The organism is Paraburkholderia sp. BL27I4N3 (genome assembly GCF_003386115.1).
Lineage (GTDB): Bacteria > Pseudomonadota > Gammaproteobacteria > Burkholderiales > Burkholderiaceae > Paraburkholderia.
In genome coordinates this window covers 1,747,323-1,766,256 of record NZ_QREJ01000001.1, presented here as the reverse complement: position 1 = coordinate 1,766,256, position 18,934 = coordinate 1,747,323, and the positions used below count along the sequence as shown (strand labels likewise).

The 18,934-nt window shown below is 58.2% G+C and carries 10 protein-coding genes and 3 pseudogenes; 6 read left to right on the top strand and 7 right to left on the bottom strand.

The window, feature by feature from the left end; genetic code table 11:
• Window positions 1-4 precede the first annotated feature (4 nt).
• Window positions 5-1,330, bottom strand: coding sequence for an LLM class flavin-dependent oxidoreductase (locus tag B0G71_RS08100; protein WP_102631013.1), 1,326 nt, complete (start codon window positions 1,328-1,330; stop codon window positions 5-7).
• 399 nt (window positions 1,331-1,729) lie between these two features.
• Here B0G71_RS08100 and B0G71_RS08095 point away from each other — a divergent pair, with 399 nt between their 5' ends.
• The 3 genes and pseudogenes from B0G71_RS08095 to B0G71_RS08085 all read left to right on the top strand — a co-directional run.
• Window positions 1,730-3,193 (top strand): MFS transporter, encoded by a 1,464-nt coding sequence (locus B0G71_RS08095; protein WP_258875529.1) that lies wholly within the window; start codon window positions 1,730-1,732, stop codon window positions 3,191-3,193.
• Window positions 3,194-3,210: 17 nt separating this feature from the next.
• On the top strand, window positions 3,211-4,500 hold the full coding sequence (locus B0G71_RS08090; protein ID WP_116140880.1) for an FAD-binding oxidoreductase: 1,290 nt from the start codon (window positions 3,211-3,213) through the stop codon (window positions 4,498-4,500).
• A gap of 116 nt (window positions 4,501-4,616) precedes the next feature.
• Window positions 4,617-4,970 (top strand): annotated as a pseudogene (locus B0G71_RS08085) (transposase); the annotation flags it as partial.
• A gap of 277 nt (window positions 4,971-5,247) precedes the next feature.
• Here the strand turns inward: B0G71_RS08085 and B0G71_RS08080 are convergent.
• The 4 genes and pseudogenes from B0G71_RS08080 to B0G71_RS08065 all read right to left on the bottom strand — a co-directional run bounded on the left by B0G71_RS08080 (window position 5,248) and on the right by B0G71_RS08065 (window position 10,994).
• Window positions 5,248-6,328, bottom strand: a pseudogene (locus B0G71_RS08080) (gamma-glutamyl-gamma-aminobutyrate hydrolase family protein).
• A gap of 248 nt (window positions 6,329-6,576) precedes the next feature.
• The gene (locus tag B0G71_RS08075; RefSeq protein ID WP_116140878.1) at window positions 6,577-7,728 is read right to left on the bottom strand and encodes a porin; all 1,152 of its coding nucleotides are present in this window, start codon (window positions 7,726-7,728) and stop codon (window positions 6,577-6,579) included.
• Window positions 7,729-8,176: 448 nt separating this feature from the next.
• Window positions 8,177-9,598: an amidohydrolase gene (locus B0G71_RS08070; RefSeq protein WP_116140876.1), complete on the bottom strand. Its 1,422-nt coding sequence runs from the start codon at window positions 9,596-9,598 to the stop codon at window positions 8,177-8,179.
• 67 nt (window positions 9,599-9,665) lie between these two features.
• Window positions 9,666-10,994 carry an MFS transporter gene (locus tag B0G71_RS08065; RefSeq protein WP_116140874.1) on the bottom strand — a complete coding sequence of 443 codons (1,329 nt, stop codon included), beginning with the start codon at window positions 10,992-10,994 and terminating at the stop codon, window positions 9,666-9,668.
• Window positions 10,995-11,296: 302 nt separating this feature from the next.
• Between B0G71_RS08065 and B0G71_RS08060 the strand changes: the two are divergent.
• Window positions 11,297-11,580 (top strand): annotated as a pseudogene (locus B0G71_RS08060) (IS3 family transposase); the annotation flags it as partial.
• Between the two features lie 169 nt (window positions 11,581-11,749).
• On the opposite strand, the gene B0G71_RS08055 reads toward B0G71_RS08060, so the two are convergent.
• On the bottom strand, window positions 11,750-13,342 hold the full coding sequence (locus B0G71_RS08055; protein WP_102630903.1) for an FAD-dependent oxidoreductase: 1,593 nt from the start codon (window positions 13,340-13,342) through the stop codon (window positions 11,750-11,752).
• A 1,028-nt stretch (window positions 13,343-14,370) separates the two neighbouring features.
• On the bottom strand, window positions 14,371-15,525 hold the full coding sequence (locus B0G71_RS08050; RefSeq protein WP_116140872.1) for an IS110 family transposase: 1,155 nt from the start codon (window positions 15,523-15,525) through the stop codon (window positions 14,371-14,373).
• A 753-nt stretch (window positions 15,526-16,278) separates the two neighbouring features.
• Here B0G71_RS08050 and B0G71_RS08045 point away from each other — a divergent pair.
• Both B0G71_RS08045 and B0G71_RS08040 read left to right on the top strand, forming a co-directional pair.
• Window positions 16,279-17,688: an amidase gene (locus tag B0G71_RS08045; RefSeq protein WP_116140870.1), complete on the top strand. Its 1,410-nt coding sequence runs from the start codon at window positions 16,279-16,281 to the stop codon at window positions 17,686-17,688.
• A 272-nt stretch (window positions 17,689-17,960) separates the two neighbouring features.
• Window positions 17,961-18,932 (top strand): ABC transporter permease, encoded by a 972-nt coding sequence (locus B0G71_RS08040; RefSeq protein ID WP_116148400.1) that lies wholly within the window; start codon window positions 17,961-17,963, stop codon window positions 18,930-18,932.
• Window positions 18,933-18,934 lie beyond the last annotated feature (2 nt).

The window sequence follows — 18,934 nt, the reverse complement described above, 5'->3', positions numbered from 1 at the left end:
CGGATCACGCAAGCTTGAAGATGCTGGGTTTGAGGCCAAGGTTCTCGCGCAGAGTTCGTCCTTCATAGCGATCCCTGAACAACCCGCGGCGGCGCAGTTCCGGGATGAGGAGATCACTAATGTCTTCCATGCCGCCCGGAAGGATGGCCGGGCAAAAATTGAAGCCGTCGGCGCCATCATTCTTGAACCACTCTTCCATCTCATCAACGATGTCGCTCGCAGTTCCAATCGCGAGGCGTACCCAGAAAGTCGATGCGACGCGCTGGTAGAGTTGCCGAATTGAGAGTTTCTCAGTACGAGCCATCTCCAAGAGGTTTGATGCGATGCTCCTGAGTTTCTGACCACCGATGTCCGGCACCGGCCCGTCAAGCGGATACCCAGACAGGTCGCCCAGTGCGTTATAGAGCGAGGCCAGACCACTCAGCGGGTGGATAAGCTCCTGAAGCTGGTCGAACCTGTCTTGCGCCTCTTGCCTGGTCTTACCTACGAACGGTGTAATGCCCGGCATGATTAGCAACTCTTCGGGCTCGCGACCATACTTCGCAAGCCGCGCCTTAAGATCGCCGTAGTAATCTTGCGCATGTTTCAGGTCGTGCGAGTTACTGTAAACCACATCCGCGCATCTAGCAGCAAGTTCACGTCCGGCCTCGGAAGCTCCGGCCTGCACGATGATCGGCTCTCCCTGCGGTGTGCGCGCCGAATTCAGTGGACCCCGCACCTGGAAGTGCTTGCCCTTGTGATCAGGAACGTGCAACTTGTCTTCGTGGTAGAAAAGTCCGCTTTCCTTGTCTCGGACGAACGCGTCATCCTCCCAGCTTCGCCAAAGGGATTTGACGACATCGACGAACTCGTCGGCTCGTTCGTACCGGTCCTCATAAGCAAGGTTCTCGTTCCTGTTGAAGTTTTGAGCTTCCTCATCTGACCATGATGTGACGACATTCCATCCGGCGCGGCCACCGCTGATGTGATCGATCGAAGCGTATTTGCGCGCGATGTGAAATGGTTCATTGTACGTGGTCGAAGCGGTTGCCACCAGGCCGATATTTGACGTCGTCGCGCCCAATGCGGCGAGGAGTGTGATCGGTTCCAACTCAGCATTCCGCATGTCACGCGCAAGAGATCCTTTCGGATTGTCATTGGCGCGGATCCCAAGACCGTCAGCAAAGAAAACCATGTCGAGATGCGCTGCTTCCGCCTTGCGGGCCGTGCTCAGGAAGTACTCGAAACTGAGCGCGCCGTCCGCGGGCACGTCCGGATGCCTCCAGGCGGCCACGTGATAGCCGAGATATCGCATCGAGAGGCCGAGCCTCATTTTTCCGTCTTTGGTCATTGCAAGCGCTCCCATTCGTGGACTGTTCCGCCCGAAACATGGCGGTATGGGTGAATATTCGCGCTTCACCGTCCGATAAACAATGTCGCCAAAAGCGGCCGACTATTTGAAAAGTGGATAAGGGTATCCCCCTATTCTTCGGGTAAAGGCTAGACGGATGCGGTGTACTGCCTGCAACGCAGCCCTGCATCTCCGGCGGTCTGTGCAGTGCGCACCGGTAGCCGCGCTTATCGACATCGACGTTGGAGATCGACGGCCAAGAAATGCTCGGTGCGCGAGGCAATGAGTTTGCCGAGTGAAGTCTGTCCGTATCCGGGGAAACCCTCTATACGAATTTCAAATACCAGACCCTTTTTGACAGCATTGTGTCGTTCACGTCGACGGCACACCATCCTACTCATGCCACCCGTGCATGGCCCGGCGGCGCAACGAATAACCACCGCAACTGAAAGACATCGATTTCGGCGGCGAATGCCAAGAAGCGATGTCTCTCTCTGCCGCTGCTGTCGCGACGCGACGCGCGGCGATACACCCGTTGGGCTGCTCGCCAGCACCGACTGCAAAGGAAACAAGATGCCGAACAGAGCCAACACCCTTGACCCCATCGTCTGCCCGAAGCCAGCAACGAGTTGGATGCGCGATGTTATCGCCGCAAACTTTGGCACATTTTTCGAATGGTTCGACCTGCTCGTCTACGCAATGTTCGCAATCACTGTGTCGAAGCTATTTTTTCCGACCGGCGACGAACAATCGGCGCTGTTGCTTAGTCTGCTCACTTTCGCAAGCTCATTCCTCATCCGTCCGGTCGGTGCGATCATCCTGGGCGTGGTCGCCGACAAACATGGCCGGCGTTTCACGTTAAGCCTCACGGCGTTTCTGATGCTGTGCGGCACTGCCTCGATCACACTTGTGCCCACATACGACAAGATCGGCGTGTTCGCGCCGGTAATTCTAGTCGCGGGACGCCTGCTCCAAGGCTTCTCAGCAGGCGGCGAATTTGGAGCGGCCAATTCATTTTTGACCGAACAGGATGCGAAGCGCAGGGGGTTTTTCGGAAGCCTGCAATGGTCGACGTCAGGTCTCGCCGTACTGGTGGCGTCGCTCTTCGCCTACTGCGTGAATCGTTATCTGTCGCCGCAACAGGTCGAATCGTGGGGCTGGCGTCTGCCATTCGCCTTTGGCTGTCTGATAGGACCGATTGGTCTCTATATCCGACGAAAGGTGAACGAGACGGTGGCGTTCGCGCAGGCAAGTGCAGCGGTTCGCAAGCCGTTGCGCGAAACGGCGCAATCCCATATGTCGAGCGTGCTCATGGGGGCGGTCATTTCAGGCGCCGGTGGCCTCGCTAGCTTTATGAACATCTACATGCCGACGTTCGCAATTCATAATCTGGGAGTCAGCAAGGACGCAGCCTTCCTGTCGTCGACGCTCAGCGGCCTCGTATCCGTCGTTTTCCCGATAATCGGCGGCATCGCAGCGGACCGGCTCGGCACCGTCAAGGTGATGCGTGCCGCGCTACTGTGCGGCATGGTGCTCATCCTGCCGCTCTTTTACATGCTCACGCGTGCGCCGAGCACCGCAACGTTGATCACATTCCAGTGCACCCTTTCACTGGTGTTCTACAGCTTCTACTACGCGCCGGTCGGCTCGTTGCTCTCACAACTGTTTCCTACGTCCTGCCGTACCACCGGCTCGTCGCTCGCCTACGTAATCGCGATGACGCTGTTCGGCGGACTCACGCCTGTCGTGACCAACCTTCTCGTGAAATTGACGGGCAGCATCATGTCGCCGGCCTATTACCTGATAGTGATTTCGACTCTGGCGCTCGTGGCTCTGATCGCCAGCCGCAAGCGCGTCAACTGACATATCTCCGAGCTAACATGCTGCCCATTCAAGAAATCACATTGAAACCCGAATTGCCCAAGCAGGTCTCCGTCGCAATTATTGGCGGCGGAATCATTGGAATCAGTTGCGCGCTTGCGCTGGCGCGCAAAGGTGTCGACGTCGCGGTGTTCGAAAAAGGCGCGATCGGTTGCGAACAGTCTTCACGCAACTGGGGCTGGGTGCGCTCCATCGGACGCGACATTAAGGAACTGCAACTGTCTGTCCTCGCTAACGAATTGTGGCAGTCAATCCAGTCGCAAATCGACGTGGGCTACCGGATGACGGGACTCGCATATCTTGCGAAAGACGAGTCGGAGATGGCGCTGCATCAAAAATGGATCGATGCATCCGGCGCCAGCGGTGTCCGCGTCAGCCTTCTCGCCAAGGCCGAACTCGCGAAGATTCTCCCACAGTCGAGCCGCACGTGGGCTGGGGCGTTGTATAGCCCAAGCGACGGCGTCGCCGAGCCCGCGATGGCCACACGCGGCATCGCAGAACTTGCACGCGCGAACGGCGCATCCATCTTCGAGCACTGCGCGGTGCGCGGCATCGACGTGTCCGCGGGTCGCGTGTCGGGTGTCGTGACCGAGCACGGCGTCGTGAAATGCGCCGACGTGGTACTGGCAGGCGGTGCGTGGTCGCGGCTTTTCTGCGGCAATCATGCAATTGAGTTTCCGCAGCTCAAGGTCCATGCGTCAGTGCTGCAAACCGCTCCTATCGACGCGAAACTGGACGTCGCGATCAACGGAGGCGACTTCACATGCCGCAAACGCGCCGACGGCGGGTACACCGTGTCGAAACTCGGCGCCTCGGTCGCCGATCTCACGCCCGACAGTATCCGCCTGAGCACGAAATTCTTGCGCGCGTGGCTCAACGAGCGCAAGTATCTGCGACTGCGTCTTGGACGCCCCTTTTTCGATGAGCTTAAAATTCCACGCCGCTTCAGCCTTGACAGCCCGACGCCATTCGAAACGTACCGCGTGCTGGATCCTGAGGCGAACAACGGAATGCTCAACGACGCAATGGATTGCCTGAAGCAGACCTTTCCGTCGTTCGCCAATGCGTCGATCGTACGCAAGTGGGCCGGCATGATTGACGTCACGCCCGATGCGCTGCCGGTTATCTCGAAGGTCGAGCAGATACCGGGTTTCTATCTCGGTTCCGGCTTTTCAGGCCATGGCTTCGGCATAGGACCGGCCGCAGGCGCTGTGCTCGCCGATCTGGTGACAGGCGATCGCACACAGGTCGGCATCGAAGACTTCGCCCTAAGCCGTTTTTGCTCGTAGGGATGGAGGTTCCTCCTTTGACGGCGGGACCCATAGCTCGCACGGCTATATACATCCGCCACCGAGACGCCTTCGAGCCCAATGGAGCTCGGTGTGCGCTCAGCGGAGCGGCGGAAATGCTTGGGTGCGGGTTCGAGACCCGACGCAAACGCACGCGACGCAACGAGTTTCTTGACACGATGAACACGATCGTTCCGTGGGCCGAACTGTGTGCGCGGTAGTCGAACTGTATTACCGGAAACGCGAGGTCGCCCGCCGATTCGTTCGGAGCCGATGCTGTGGATTCTCTTCGTGCAGCGCTGCTTCAATCTGGCCGAGCTCGCTTGCAAAGAGGCCCTGTATGACACCACCAGCCTGCGTCGCTTTGTGGGCATTGATCTGGGCTGGGAAGCCGTACCGGATGTGACAACGCCGTCAAGTCCGACGCCTGCTTGAAGCACCAACTCTGCGAACGGCTCTTCGCCGAGGTACGGGGAGTGTATCGACGCCACTGCCGTTGTCCGCGCGGTGCCGGCACCGCAGGACGGGCCGGGCCACCCGCGTCCGTGCACACGGCCAACACCGACGACACGTCATATATCGCGCGGCGTGCAGCAACGACCTTTCGGAAGATTGCGTCGGACTCCGGCGGTCGAGTCGGAGACAGCCGGAGATCGTAAAAAGCAGCGTCCCCCGGGTTCACCCCCTAGGGTGCTGCGATTCCCGATAACCCTTCACCGCCTGCGAGACGGGTAGCTCAGACACGCGTCACAGCCTCATATCGCGCGCCGCAAGCAAAAACGTATCGAGCAGCGGCACGCAGTCGAGCAACTCAGGGCCGCCTGCGCGGTGGAACTCCGGGTGCCACTGCACGCCGACGACGAACGCCGCGCGCCTATAGCGGATTCCTTCGATGATCCCGTCGTCGGACGACACGGCCTCGATGTTAAGATCGCGACCGAGCTCACGGATCGCCTGACGGTGGATCGAGTTCGCGATCACTTCCCTGCGCCCCGGCAACATGCTCGCCAGCGACGAGCGTTCCGGAAAGCGGATCGCATACCGGTGCTGGCTGTAGCGCTCACTCACGTGCGCGTTCGCGGTCGGCACCTCGGTCGCGATGTCCTGATACAGCGATCCGCCGAATGCGACGTTGATGAGTTGACAACCGCGGCACACACCGAGCACCGGCTTGCCCGACTCTACGAACTCGTGCAGCACTCGAGCGCGTACATGTCGTGCACCCGATCGCCCGGCCATTCCGGCCGTGCGTCGGATGCGGCGTAGGTTTGCGGCGACACGTCCGCGCCGCCTTGCAGCAGCCCATTGAGATGCTTCGCGTAGTCGCGCAGCCGGATGTTGCTCGGATGCAGCGTCCCTTGGTGCCCGACGGTCGGGATCATGAACACGAGGACGTCGCGCGACATCACACGGTGCGCAATCGATTCCTCCACATACTGCAGAGTCTTACCACGCAACCCCGGCGCGCCGGGCTTCGGATGGAAGATCCGTGCTGACACGCCGATGCGCAGCGTGCGCTGCGAGCTTCGCTGGCCAGCACGATCGAACACGCGCCGAGCGCGCGCCGCAATGATCCGGCCGAGCGCCGACCATCGCCTGTCGCTACGACGCAGGTACGTGCTGGTGCCGCCGACGCCGCGCCGGCCGGCGGTGGCCGCAATGATTCGAAATCCGGCTGCGCCCCGAAGCCCGGCGGCATGCTCGCCTTGGCCGCGGCGGCGGCCCCCGATCTGGCGAATAGCGCGGCGGCGGGTGATCCGGCGTTGGGCGGCGAAGTAGCCGAATCGGTAGTTGAACCGGCCGACGAAGCATCGGGGGCAGTAGCCAATGAATCTTCGGCGTCGGGTGCAACCGGCGCGGCGAAGTCGCCACCTGTCGCACACCGGCGTCAGTGGCATCGTGCGCGGGCACGGTCTGGACCGGTGATGCGGCGGACAAAGGCGTGGTATCGCTCATGACGAGGGTCTGGCTCGTCCTTTACGGGAATAAAGAGACCAGAGATATATATCTTTCAAAAGTACCACAGGTAGACGGAGCGCCGTCCACCCGTGGAGCATTGTTCTGCATCTTTGGATGTCAGAATCGGTGACGCATACCGACAACCACCAGTGTCTGGGAGTTACCGTTTCCAGTCAGCCCATATGAACCGACCGACGCGACTGCATCAACGAGCCCTCCTGCGGCCGTCCGCTGCGTTCCGCTCGCATGCTGGTAAGCGGCAACCGCGTAGAAGTCCGTGCGCTTCGACAAGGCGTAGGTAGCGCCCGCCGTCACCTGGTTATACGTTGCAGACGTGTCACCTCCAGCGCGGGTGTAGATGTATCCGAGTCCGCCGAGGACACTGGGACTAATCTGATAGAGGGCATACACTTTTCCCGAATTGAAGTGCTGCTGCGATTTGAACGTCGACTGCGCGTCCGCGTTAAACGCCGCGTAGCTATACACAGCTCCGAGCGTCAGCGCAGAAAGCTGATAGCGGGCCGCTGCATGCGCTATTCCGATCGTCGCAGCAGTTTGATAGCCGTTGCTGATGGGTCCGTCAAAGATCGAATCCATCGTACCACTCCACGTGGTCCGAAGCTGTCCCGAGGCGGCCGCGGTATTACTTCCATGAAGATAGCCTGCCGCGATGCTCAATGCTCCGCCAGTGTAACTGGCTGCCGCAGAGTAGGTATTTCCTGACCCAGGCTGTCCAGCCACACCATTCAGTGCGTACAGTCCTTCAAACTGGATACCTCCAAACAAGGGGCTAACGTATTTGATTGCGTTCGAGATGCGCGCACTGTTGTCGTTGTTATCGACGTCTCCGGGAGTTGTGGCTGGAGATCCGAAGACGCTTTCGAGTGTCAACCCTTGAACCTTGTCAACCACCGGATCATACTGCCGCCCCAGCTTAAGAGTACCGACACTGGCGCTCGTGATACCGACCCACGACTGCCGGCCAAATTCGCGCCCACCTTGACCAAATGCGCCGGTGCCGACATTAAAACCATTTTCAATCTGAAAAATTGCCGCCAACCCACCACCCAGGTCTTCTACGCCTTTCAACCCCCATCGATCACCATTGAGATTACCGTTCATCATCGCATAGCGGCTGCCTTGATTGGTGTTGACGTAGCCAAAACCTGCGTCAATCAAACCGTACAAGGTAACGCTCGATTGCGCATGAGCCACGCCGACGAGTGCGGTTGACGCCAACACAATAGCAGCAGACTTTTTCTTGTGCATTTGATCTCCATCGATCATTGAAGAATGACTGTGCAGACTGCGACACAGTGACATTTTTTTATATGTTGTACTAAGTTAATAATCTTCGACCAATCCCCCCGATACCCATTTGAATTTGAACTGACACGGTCGACAGCGCGTCCGAATCAAGGTGACTTCGCCGCAACCACGTTACGGCTGGATCGCATCAAGGTCGAGCGTCGCTAACAGTCGTTGATCCATACAACGACGCCTGTTCCTGCGAACAACCCGCGACCCTGGTCGGCGCGCAGACACCGGTGCCGTATCAGCGACGTTCGTCCCCCACTCCGGAAGCCGAGCCGACGCATGGTAGACAGCTCGCCTCCAAGGAAGGAGCGTCAGACGCGGCGCGGCATCGGGGGGCCTAGCGAAGAGCACTCCCGCACTGTGATTCGCCAGGCCGTCCGGGACTGCGACGGACTCCTTCTCAGTCGGCCTGTTGCGGCAAGCGGGGGCCCAGTTCGGGGGGCATCAGGCAGGTGAATGGGTCAAGTGCGCTTCGCCGCTGGAACTCATCCTTGACGGCCGTGCGGAGCCTATCGTCCGTCAAGACGTCCGCTCCGGTTGCCGCCATGACCTTCGCAGCATAGGCCAAACCCTTGCGCGCCGGATCCGAATTGCTCTGGGCGGTCCATTGCCAAGTGTGGGACGGCGGGCCAATGACATGGGTCGCCGCCAGAAGCTGCACTGTTGGCACCGTGCGACTCACATCACCAACGTCCGTCGATCCCATGACCGGCTCAGTGACGTCGCGCAACGGCCAGACTTCGTCACACAGCACCGTGTGCTCGCGCGGCGCGAGCTGCCACAACTCGTAGGAAGCAGCGATCGCTTTCGCCGAACAGGACGCCTGATAAGGCGCCGCGATTGCGCGGTCACGTTTGTCGAAGCCAGTAGGCCCCAACTTCGTCAAATTGGCGTGGAGCGCTTCTTCCAAGGGACGATTGCGAAGCAAGCTTGCGACCGCAGCGTGCACGTCTTCGCTCACCTCGGTCTCTGTCATCAACGCTGCGCCTTTGGCTACCTTGCGGACCCGTTCGGCTAGTTCGACCAATTCCGTCTGTTGGGCGGCGCGGATCGAATAACGTACCGTAGCGTGGCTCTGCACGACATTCGGCGCGATGCCGCCTGCATCGATGATGGCATAGTGTATGCGGGCATGGCTCGACATGTGCTCGCGCATATAGTTGACGCCGACGTTCATGAGTTCGACGGCGTCCAGCGCGCTGCGGCCGAGATGCGGCGTAGCTGCAGCATGGGCGGTGCGCCCCGTAAAGCTGAAGTCGATTCCGAGAGTGGCGAGAGAGCCAGAGTCCCATACCATGTTAAAAAAGGCTGGATGCCACGTGATGGCGGCGTCGACGTCGTCGAAGGTGCCTGCGCGCGCCATAAAAGCCTTGCCCGCTCCACCCTCCTCTGCTGGACAGCCGTAGTAACGCACGCGGCCTTTCAATCCGTTAGCCGCGAGATAGTCCTTCACGGCCGTCGCCGCCAAGAGAGCCGCGGCGCCAAGAAGGTTGTGCCCACACCCGTGTCCGTGTCCGTCCTTTTCGACCGGCGAGAACTCGGCCAGTCCGGCCGCCTGGCTCAGTCCGGGGAGCGCGTCGTATTCGCCCAGGAACGCGATGATGGGTCCGCCTTCGCCGGCCTCGCCCATAACGGCGGTCGGAATGCCGGCGACATTCCGGACAATACGAAACCCCTCCTGCTCCAGCATCGCCACATGCTGGGTAACCGATCTGAACTCGTTATAGGACAGTTCCGGCGTTGCCCATACCTTGTCACTGAGCACGAAGAAGTCTTCCTTTTTTCCTTCGACGAGGTTCCAGATTTCTTCCGCGACTGCCATTGATATGCCTCTCTGCATCAGTTGAAAATAGGTTTGAAACTCTAGTCTTCCGAGGGACAGGCCGCCTTCAATCCAACACAATTCCATTCGCGTGACCGAACCGGTCAAGACCTTTTGGAAAGGCCATGATGGCAAAAAGCATGACCGCGCTTGCCATAACCGCATAGAACGCTGGAGAAGCGGGATTGCCGGTGTGTTTCAGCAACCAGGTGACGACAACCTGTGCGGTGCCACCGAAGATAGTGATCGGAACGGCATAAGTGACACTGAGGCCAAGAGATCGTATGCGCGCCGGCAACGCTTCGCCGATTAGCATCAGCACCGAGGGTCCCGCCACGGCGGGCATGGCACTCATCAATACGGTGGCGATGAGCAGGGTCGGCACGCTCTGCGCGAGAATGAGAAGGTGGTATGCCGGGTAGATGCCCACGAGCAGGACCGTGTATGGAAGCGCCACTATGAACCGGACGTTATAGCGATCACAGAGCCACCCACCAAGCAGACCAAACACGATCAGCGACGCACCCAACACTATCGCCGAAAGCATGCCGATATGAGGTGGCATCTTCAGTACAGCGATGGAATATGTGGTCATGTAGATCGCCACGTAGAAAACCGCGGTGCTGGCTCCGAGCATGGCCATGCCGGGCAAGATCGCACGGCGATGCTGCCACAAATCGCGCCAGGGGGTGGCCGTGGTATTCGCGCCATGGCTACGCCCATCGAAGGTTTCGGGCATCTGTTTGCGTAGGTAGAGCGCGACCGGGACTAGTAGGAGCCCGAGGGCGAACGCTAATCGCCATCCCCAACTCTGCATGTTCTCCGGCGCCAGTAGCGACGTGAACGTGACACCGACGATCCCTGCGGCGAAGCTCGAAATGCCCTGGCTGGCGGTCGACCAGCTCGTATAGAAACCGCGTCGTCCTTCGGGGGCTGCTTCCATGAGGAATGCCACAGCCGGCCCAACTTCGCCGCCCAAGCCGAACCCTTGGATGAGCCGGCTAACGACCACGATGATCGGAGCAGCGACGCCGATGGTAGCCCGGTCGGGAGTCAGGGCCAGTCCCATAGTGCCGACAATGATCAGCGCGATGGTAAGGAGCAGGGCCGGCTTGCGTCCGAGGTGGTCGCCGAGCCGGCCGATGAGCAGTGCACCTAGAGGGCGAGTCACGAAACCCACCCCAAAAACTGCGACCGAAGCAAGAATTCCTGTCAGTCCGTCCAAGGATGGAAAGAAAGCCCGTGCTGCGTAGACCGCGAAGAACGAGTAGATCCCAAAATCATAGAACTCAAGAGCGTTGCCCGCGATCGCCGCAACAACCGCTCTCGTAGGCACTCGTCGTTCCGATTGCGCGAATCGCGAGTGTGGCGGCCGGCGCTCATCAAGCACAGTCATCTTCTGTCTCCATTGGGCGAATTCTTCGTTCGCGGTTCGTGATTCGTGATTCGTTGCTGTCCGCCACTAACGAATGCAGTGGCATCGATAGAAGTCTGCCTCGCTGATGTGAACGACACAATCCGGCCAAAATAGGTCAGGTATTTGAAACCCGTATAGGGTGCGCCTCGATACCGATTCTGGATCGACACGCCAGCATCCGATGCTTCACTAGGGTAGACTTGATACGTCCTTTGAAGTAATTCTCACAAAAGACCGTACCGACATTCGAACTGGCGAGCCACGTGAACACATCAGACGGAGCGTGTCACTACGTCAGCATTCAATACAGCCAACGACTGACTGAGGCTGGAATCGACCCGTCGGTCAGAAGCCGGCCGACGAGCGTGACAACGCGCTGCCTGAACCGATGAACGGCATCTACAAGACGGAACTGTTTCATCGCCGCGCCCCTTGGAAAACGAGGGAATCCGTCGAATAGGCAACGCTGGAATGTGTGAGCTGGCAAAACCATCATCGTCTGATGGAATCGCTCGGCTATCTCCCGCACGCTGGGGCTGAAGCAAGCTATTACAGGCAAGTCTGACGTGCCTGCATGTAGTTAAACCAACCAGCCTGCGGTTCAGCTCGCTTGCACGCATCCGCAACACAGCGATGATCGGACTCTTGGATCGGAGCGACAATGACTGTGCGTGGAAAGCACATTCAGCGGATCCTCACATCGGCCACACAAACGGCTGTTAGCTTACTCAAAGCTATCCGGAATCATCTCCGTCTTTCCCGGCAATCGTACTCGTGAATGAGTCTTGTGAAGAACGTCGTCCGAAAAGCCTCTCACATTCGATTTTGAACGCCTCGATCTCTCGCCACTTCTCCGCAGAGGACAGGCCGCGCTCCGTCGCTAGCACGGACGCTGCTTGATCGATCTCAGCCTCGCTGAATTGATGCCGCCAACCAAGTCCGGTGCGCCGAAAAAGAAGATCCATGAGGGTCACGGCATGTTCTTTCTGTATGCCATGCTGGAGATCTGAAAGTCGTGTTGACAGTCCCGATACCAATGCGGGTGAACTGTCGCTTGCGGGCGGCTGCTTTGGCGCATAGTCTGGTCGTTGCCGTCGGTGCTGGGGTCTTAGCCGCTTTGCAACCGCCTTAGCCAAGAGGCGGCCGGCCGAACGATGGCTCAACACGGGCCCGGCGGTCATCGCGAGTACATTTGGCATACCGTCCTCAGTAAGGTCGTGGAGTTGCCGGGAACGATTCCCGAAAGGAACGGCTTTGTCATACGTCAGCGGCCTGACGCCTGCCCAGGTCAGCCGAACCTCCTTCTCCGAAAGCCCTATGCCTGGCATAAGACGGTTAGCTTCTTTGAGCAGCCAGGCCTGTTCCTCGTTAGTGACATGGATGTCCTCTTTGTTTCCCTCGTAGAGGGTCTCTGTCGGCCCGAAATAATGCAGGTCGTGCCAGGGAATACAGTAAAACGGTTCGCGCTTACTGTTCAGCGTTGCGACGCCGTAACCGGCGCAGGAGTTCGGGAGCTTGACAACAATATGCGTTCCCTTGGTCCCGAGCACGCGGCGTTTAGCGTTTGGCTCAGGCGTGGCGTTGACCTCGTCGATCCAAATGCCTGCTAGGTTAAGCACGATAGAAGCACTGACTTCTACGGTCGCACCGTCCAATTGATCCCTAAGCACGACTGGCCAGACGCCGCCGTCGCGACGCCGTCCGAGCGTGGCCAGGGTGTAATTGCGAACGACCGCCCCCATGCGTTCCGCGTCGAGGATACAATCCATGCATACTCGCTCGGGCCAGTCGAACTCGTACTCACGATACACCGCGACTGAATGGATACGGTCAAGATCACGCAATTCGTTCATCAGCGGCATATTACGCGCTTCGGCACCAGAGATACGGTGGTAATCAAGAGGCGGGTTGCGAGGACCGAGCAGTTTCAGAATAAGGAATGCAATATCCACTTGCCAGGCGCGATAGGGACCTTCCTGATAAATCGGGAAGGCGAACTGGAGCGGTCGAGTGCGCAACGATGACGTCTCGACGAACTCGGCCCGCGCCTCCATCGCTTGTTTCGCCATTTTCATCGCTGTCATAAAGCGCGTGGGATGCACAACAAAGTCCCAGATCGAACGACCTGGCGCCAAATAGCGCAGACCACAATGCAAAAGACGACTGGAGCGACTCGAAGTCCCCGAACCGAAGTCACCTTTATCGACGAGAAGGACGCTGTGACCCTGCCCAATGATTTCCTGGGCGGCGGCGGCGCCGTTAATGCCTCCGCCAATAATGACAACGTCGAAGGTCTCGTGGTCGAGAAATTTAAGCGGTGGTCGCACGACTTCTCTCCTTAGTCGCTCGTTAAACGCATGCATCACCCCAGCCGACCTCCCTTCTTAAATGGCGAGATACGATTGGCGAGATGGCTGCGTCGCGCCCGCAATCGCGGACAAACTTCTCAGTAAGTTCATCGGCAGTGACACGGCTACGAGACGGCAACGGCGAAATGATCGTCAGCCGTGAACGCAGGGCTCTGGCGCTAACGGAATTTCGCATTGAACCTTATGGATGGAATGGTAGGCCGTGGATACATTTGAAACAATGTAGCCAATAACGGTTAGCTATTTGCAAAACAGATAGGCTTGGCCGCGCATCGTCAGCGACGACGCGCCTCCGGCGCAGTACGCGCCAGCGTGGTATCAACCGTGTGAGACGTCCGGGGTCGGTGTCCGGTTCAACTGCGCGACTTGGTCGAGCATGATCTTGCTCGGCAGGCCCAGCAGAGGTTTTCCTATCCGCCCTTTCAGCGCGACGATTGATCAATATGGCTTGTCCTCGCGTTGCGAGTGGCATGGAGTTTTTCACGTTTTGCCGGAACCGATGAGATGATGAACGGTGGCGCATAGCGCAGAATCGACCGCATTCCTATGCCGTAGATCCGTGCGCAAGCGCGAGCATCATCGCACAACGTGCTGACGAAATTTAGCAGGACACGTGCGGGGAGTAAGAGGTCCAAAGACGACCGAAAGCATATCGCGGTTTGATACCGACTTCTATGAGCTTCAAGTTGTCAAGGCGGTTTTCACGTTTCGTTAGCGCACAGCCGTCTCTTCTGCATTCCTTTGTTTTGAAGCCGATCATCGCGCACGTAAGACTCCAACGTCTTACCACCTTCTATCCGCCGGCGCGTCACCGCCAGCCTTATCCTGATGCGCGTTACGCTGGAAACCATCCCCAGGAACATGCCCCATCTAAAATATCGGTTGCATGTGCAACCCAGTCAGTATACGGGCACGTTCACTTCAAACCGATGTCTGCTATCTCCTGCATCGCTAATCCCAACCTCCTTCCCGCCAGACCTGAGGGCTCATGTGGACTTTAGCTGTGCACCTTTGGGTATCTCTCCGTCCCTCAAATAGCGCCACAGCGCAATCGTGAGGCGTCGTGCGACAGCGACGATCGCAATCCGTCGCGCGCGGCGGTTCGGTCCTGTGCCCTGCGTGCGCTGGTTGAACCACTGCGTGAGGACGCTGTTGGGCTGGTAGCGCAGCCAGTTCCATGCGATTTCGATCAGCAGCGCGCGGACTCGGCGGTTTCCCTGTTTGCTGATTCCTTGGTCGACCTGGCTTTCGCCGCTGTCGTAGGGCTGCGGCACCAGCCCTACGCACGCACCGACCTCGCGCCGGTTGTTGAACTCCCGCCAGAAGAGCTCGAGGGCAAGGCGTGCCGCGCCCACTTCCCCGATCCCTTGCAGGCGCGCCAGCGCATCGCAACGCTGGCGCGCGGGTGCTGGTACGTCCATCTGTCGCGTCTTCTCCAGCGCTGCAAGCTGCTGTTCGACGAGTGCCAAGCGTTCGCATTCCCGCAGTAACCGCTCGCGCAACTCGCGCGGTAACGGCGTGCCGTCGTGGCAGCGCACTTCGTCGCGCTCGAGCCGGTCCGCGAAAGCCCGGTGATCGACCGGATCCCAGCAGCCGAGGGTGGCCAGCAGCTTGCGCATGCGATCCTGGTGCTGCAGGATTTCCTTCTGTAGTTGCCCGCGCTCGCGCATCAACTGGCGCGATGCCTCGTCGTGTGGTGACGGCGCGTGCACGACGTGCATGCGGTCGCGCTCGCCCCGCAGCCACGCGCGCAGGTTGATGACGAGCTTGATGACATCGAGCCGGTCGGTTTTGGCGCGTCGCTGATGGCGTTCGACCGGAATGCTGGCCGGATCGACCACATAGCAGTCAATGTGTCGGCTATTCAGCGCGCGACAGATCCAGAACGCCTCCTGGCCGGCTTCATAGCTCACGGCGATCCGTACGTCGGTGGGCAACGACCACTTCTCTTTATGGACCTCGATCAGGTCCAGCACTGCCTGCAGACGCGCCGCGGCCTGCGGCTGCGCGACCGTGTGCACGGCCGGCTTCTCGCGTCGGCCGTCGTGGAGTGCGACTTTCCATTTGGCCGCCGCCAGTTCCAGCGACACTGCCAGCACCAGTCCGTCATCACTACCCGTGTATGCCTGATCGTTACGCATGATGTTCTCCCGTGAGCAAACCTCAGCACGCTGATTTTAGGCGTCAGCTTGGCGAGGGCCTCGCTTCATAGGATCTAATCGAATCCCGTCGTTTACATCGTCTGGAATGTATGAAGGATACTGCTCAGAACTCCCACGCTTCGTTGAGCGGACCTTAGGCGCACACCACGCGTCCGTACTGGGCAGACAATTTTGAGGCGAACAATACGAATAGGGAATACCCTTATCCACTATTCGAATACCTAACCGTTATTGGCCACATTGCTTCGGCCGCATCGCAGTCCTACCATCCGTCCCATAACACCTTCGCCAGAAACATGGGCCTACGGGACGGCTACTTGTTGGCAGTGGACAGTATTGAGAATCGTATGACATAGGTGCAAACAGAAGAGAACCGTTCGGATCTGATTCAAGGATGGCCTGCGGATATGCTCCATGGCACCGACAGATTCATCGTGGAGTGCTCCGTCATCGCTGCGGATTTCAACATGGCTGCGGTCATCGAACGGGGCGGCAATATCAATTAGTGATTAGGGGGGAGCATGGTGCGATGCGAGACATTAAGCGACTTGAGATATCTCCTGGAGAAACAGGATCTCACAATTACGGACCATGACCTAAAAGTGTTGTGGGAAGCGGTGCCTCATGTGCTGCGCAGTTGTGAATACTCCGGCGCCATTGAAAACAACGAAGCCGTCGAGCATTCCCATATTTTTACAGTGCTCGACAATCTAGCTGCATAGGGATCTTTTGATGCAAATACCTACGATTGCTGAAGCGTCGAACCTGATACACAAGCGCAAACTATCACCGGTCGAACTTATCGACGCGTGTTTAACGAGGATCGAGTCTGTCGACGCCAGCTTGAATGCATTCATTACAGTAACGGTGGACAGGGCGCGCCAAGAAGCGATTGAGGCCGAACACCGGATGATGAAAGGCGAGCTACGTGGAAGGCTGGACGGCATTCCAATCGGCCACAAAGATATTCTCTTCACGAAGGGCGTCCAGACTAGTGCGCATTCGAAACATCTCAAAGGTTGGGTGCCGGAAGGTGATGCTCACGTCGTGCGTTCGCTCGCGGATGCAGGCGCGATATCGTTGGGCAAACTGGCGATGCACGAATTTGCGCTAGGTGGACCGTCATTCGATCTGCCGTGGCCGCCAGCCCGGAACCCGTGGGATACACGGCGCTTCACGTCCGGTTCATCGAGCGGTACTGCCGCTGCCGTTGCGGCCGGCCTTATTTTAGGCGGTACAGGCACTGATACAGCGGGCTCAATCGCTGCGCCGGCGGCCCTATGCGGCGTTGTGGGGCTGAAGCCGACATACGGTCTATGCAGCAAACGGGGCATCTTACCGCTCGCGCCCTCCTTGGATCATGTTGGACCCTTGTGCTGGACCGCCGAAGATTGTGCGTTGCTTCTTGAGGAAATGGCCGGATATGACCGCGAGGATCCGGCCAGCGCAAAGCGAGCGCCTGCGGATCTCGCTGTGCGGGCTGAAGATAACGTGCGAGGGATTCGTATTGGTATCGCGTCAGACTGGCATGAAACAGAACACCCCGTTACGCCCGCTGTCAAGGAAGGTCTGGATCGCGCAATCTCAGTTTGGACGGAACAGGGCGCACATGTAGACCAGGTGACGATGCCGCGGCTAGAAGAGTATCGGGCAACGTGTTTCGTGATCTTGACAGCAGAGGCTTATTCCGTTCACGAGAAGGCGTTGCGCTCCAACCCATCTGACTTCGGCGAGCAGCTAAGACTTCGACTATTGCTAGGCGCAACACTCAGTGCCGCCGATTATGTCAACGCAGTCAGGCAGCGCAGACGGTTATGTATGGCAACGGCTGCCGCAACTGCCGACGTGGACGTGATTGTTACCGCGGGTGCAGCCAATGGAGCTCCATTCATGACGGATGTGCCCAGGTGGGGTGATCTGGAAAAACCAGGGTTTTACGAACCGTTCAATATCACTGGTTGGCCAAGCATCGTCTTCTGCTCCGGATTCGGGATAGACCACATGCCAGTGTCGGTTCAGATAGCAGCAAAACCGTTTATGGAACACAAACTTATCCAATTAGCGGCGGCCTTCGAGAAGGCTACAAACTTTCGCAACATCCGCCCGCGCATCACTAACGGACAAGCACGCGCTTTCTGTTGATCATTTTCCGCTTTCCGCGGAGTGCCTTGATGGAATGAACCAAAAACGAAATTCGATCACGGATCCGAGGCTCACCCTCATTCGCGATACCTCTCGGAACGGCTTCGAACGTCTCGACCGGAAGCCATCGTCTGCCATGGGAAGTTGGTTCCAAGGGCCACTCGGAGCCCAGAGCCGACGAGGGTCCAACTTCGCACGCAGAAAAACAGGCCATTTACCGACTATCTCGCGGGCAAATGGCGACAGGTTGGAACAGGATAAAGGACAGTGACGTGAGAAAACTCTCGATCTTGTTACTGCAACGAATCGTGCTAGGCGTGGTGACAGCACTTGCAGTTTCGATGGTCATATTTTTTTCTGTGCAAATGCTGCCGGGAGATTTCGCTAGTGCCATACTCGGACAATCGGCCACTCCAGAAACAGTGTCAGCGCTGCGAACGCAACTTGGACTTGCTCAGCCATCGCCGTTGCGGTACGTGCATTGGATCGAACACCTCTGCCGCGGGGACCTCGGATTCTCTTTCTCAGGATGGTCGCCAACGGGCGGTCGATCGGTTTCTGGAATCGTGCTTCCTCGTCTCGGCAACACCCTGTTCCTCGCATGTCTAACCGCTCTCATAGCCGTTCCGGTTTCATTGGTTCTTGGGATCACGGCCGCGATCTACCGAAATTCCTGGTACGACAGAGTAGTGAATTTGATAACACTCGGCGCCATCTCGTTTCCGGAATTCTTTATCGCGTATCTCATGATTCTTTTCATGAGCTCGAAGCTCGGGATTTTTCCGTCAATAGCGTCAATTGGCCCCGACTCCTCGCTCGTACATAGGTTTTATGTCACTCTCCTTCCAGCGCTCACACTGACGCTCATTGTGACGGCTCACATGATGAGAATGACGCGTACTGCAATTGTTTCGCTCTTGACGCAATCATACGTCGAGATGGCCAACCTGAAGGGCCTCCGGCGCACGCGGATCATTGCATTGCACATTCTTCCAAATGCAGTTGCGGCGATCGCCAACGTCATCGCGTTCAATCTCGCCTATCTGGTAGTTGGCGTTGTCATCATTGAAGTGATTTTTGTTTACCCCGGCATGGGCCAGTTAATGGTGGACTCTGTGGCCAGCCGCGACATTCCCGTGGTTCAAGCTTGCGCGCTTCTTTTTGGTGGTATCTATATCGTTCTAAACCTGTTCGCTGACGTCGCTTCAATACTAAGCAATCCTAGGCTCCTGCATCCGAGATAACT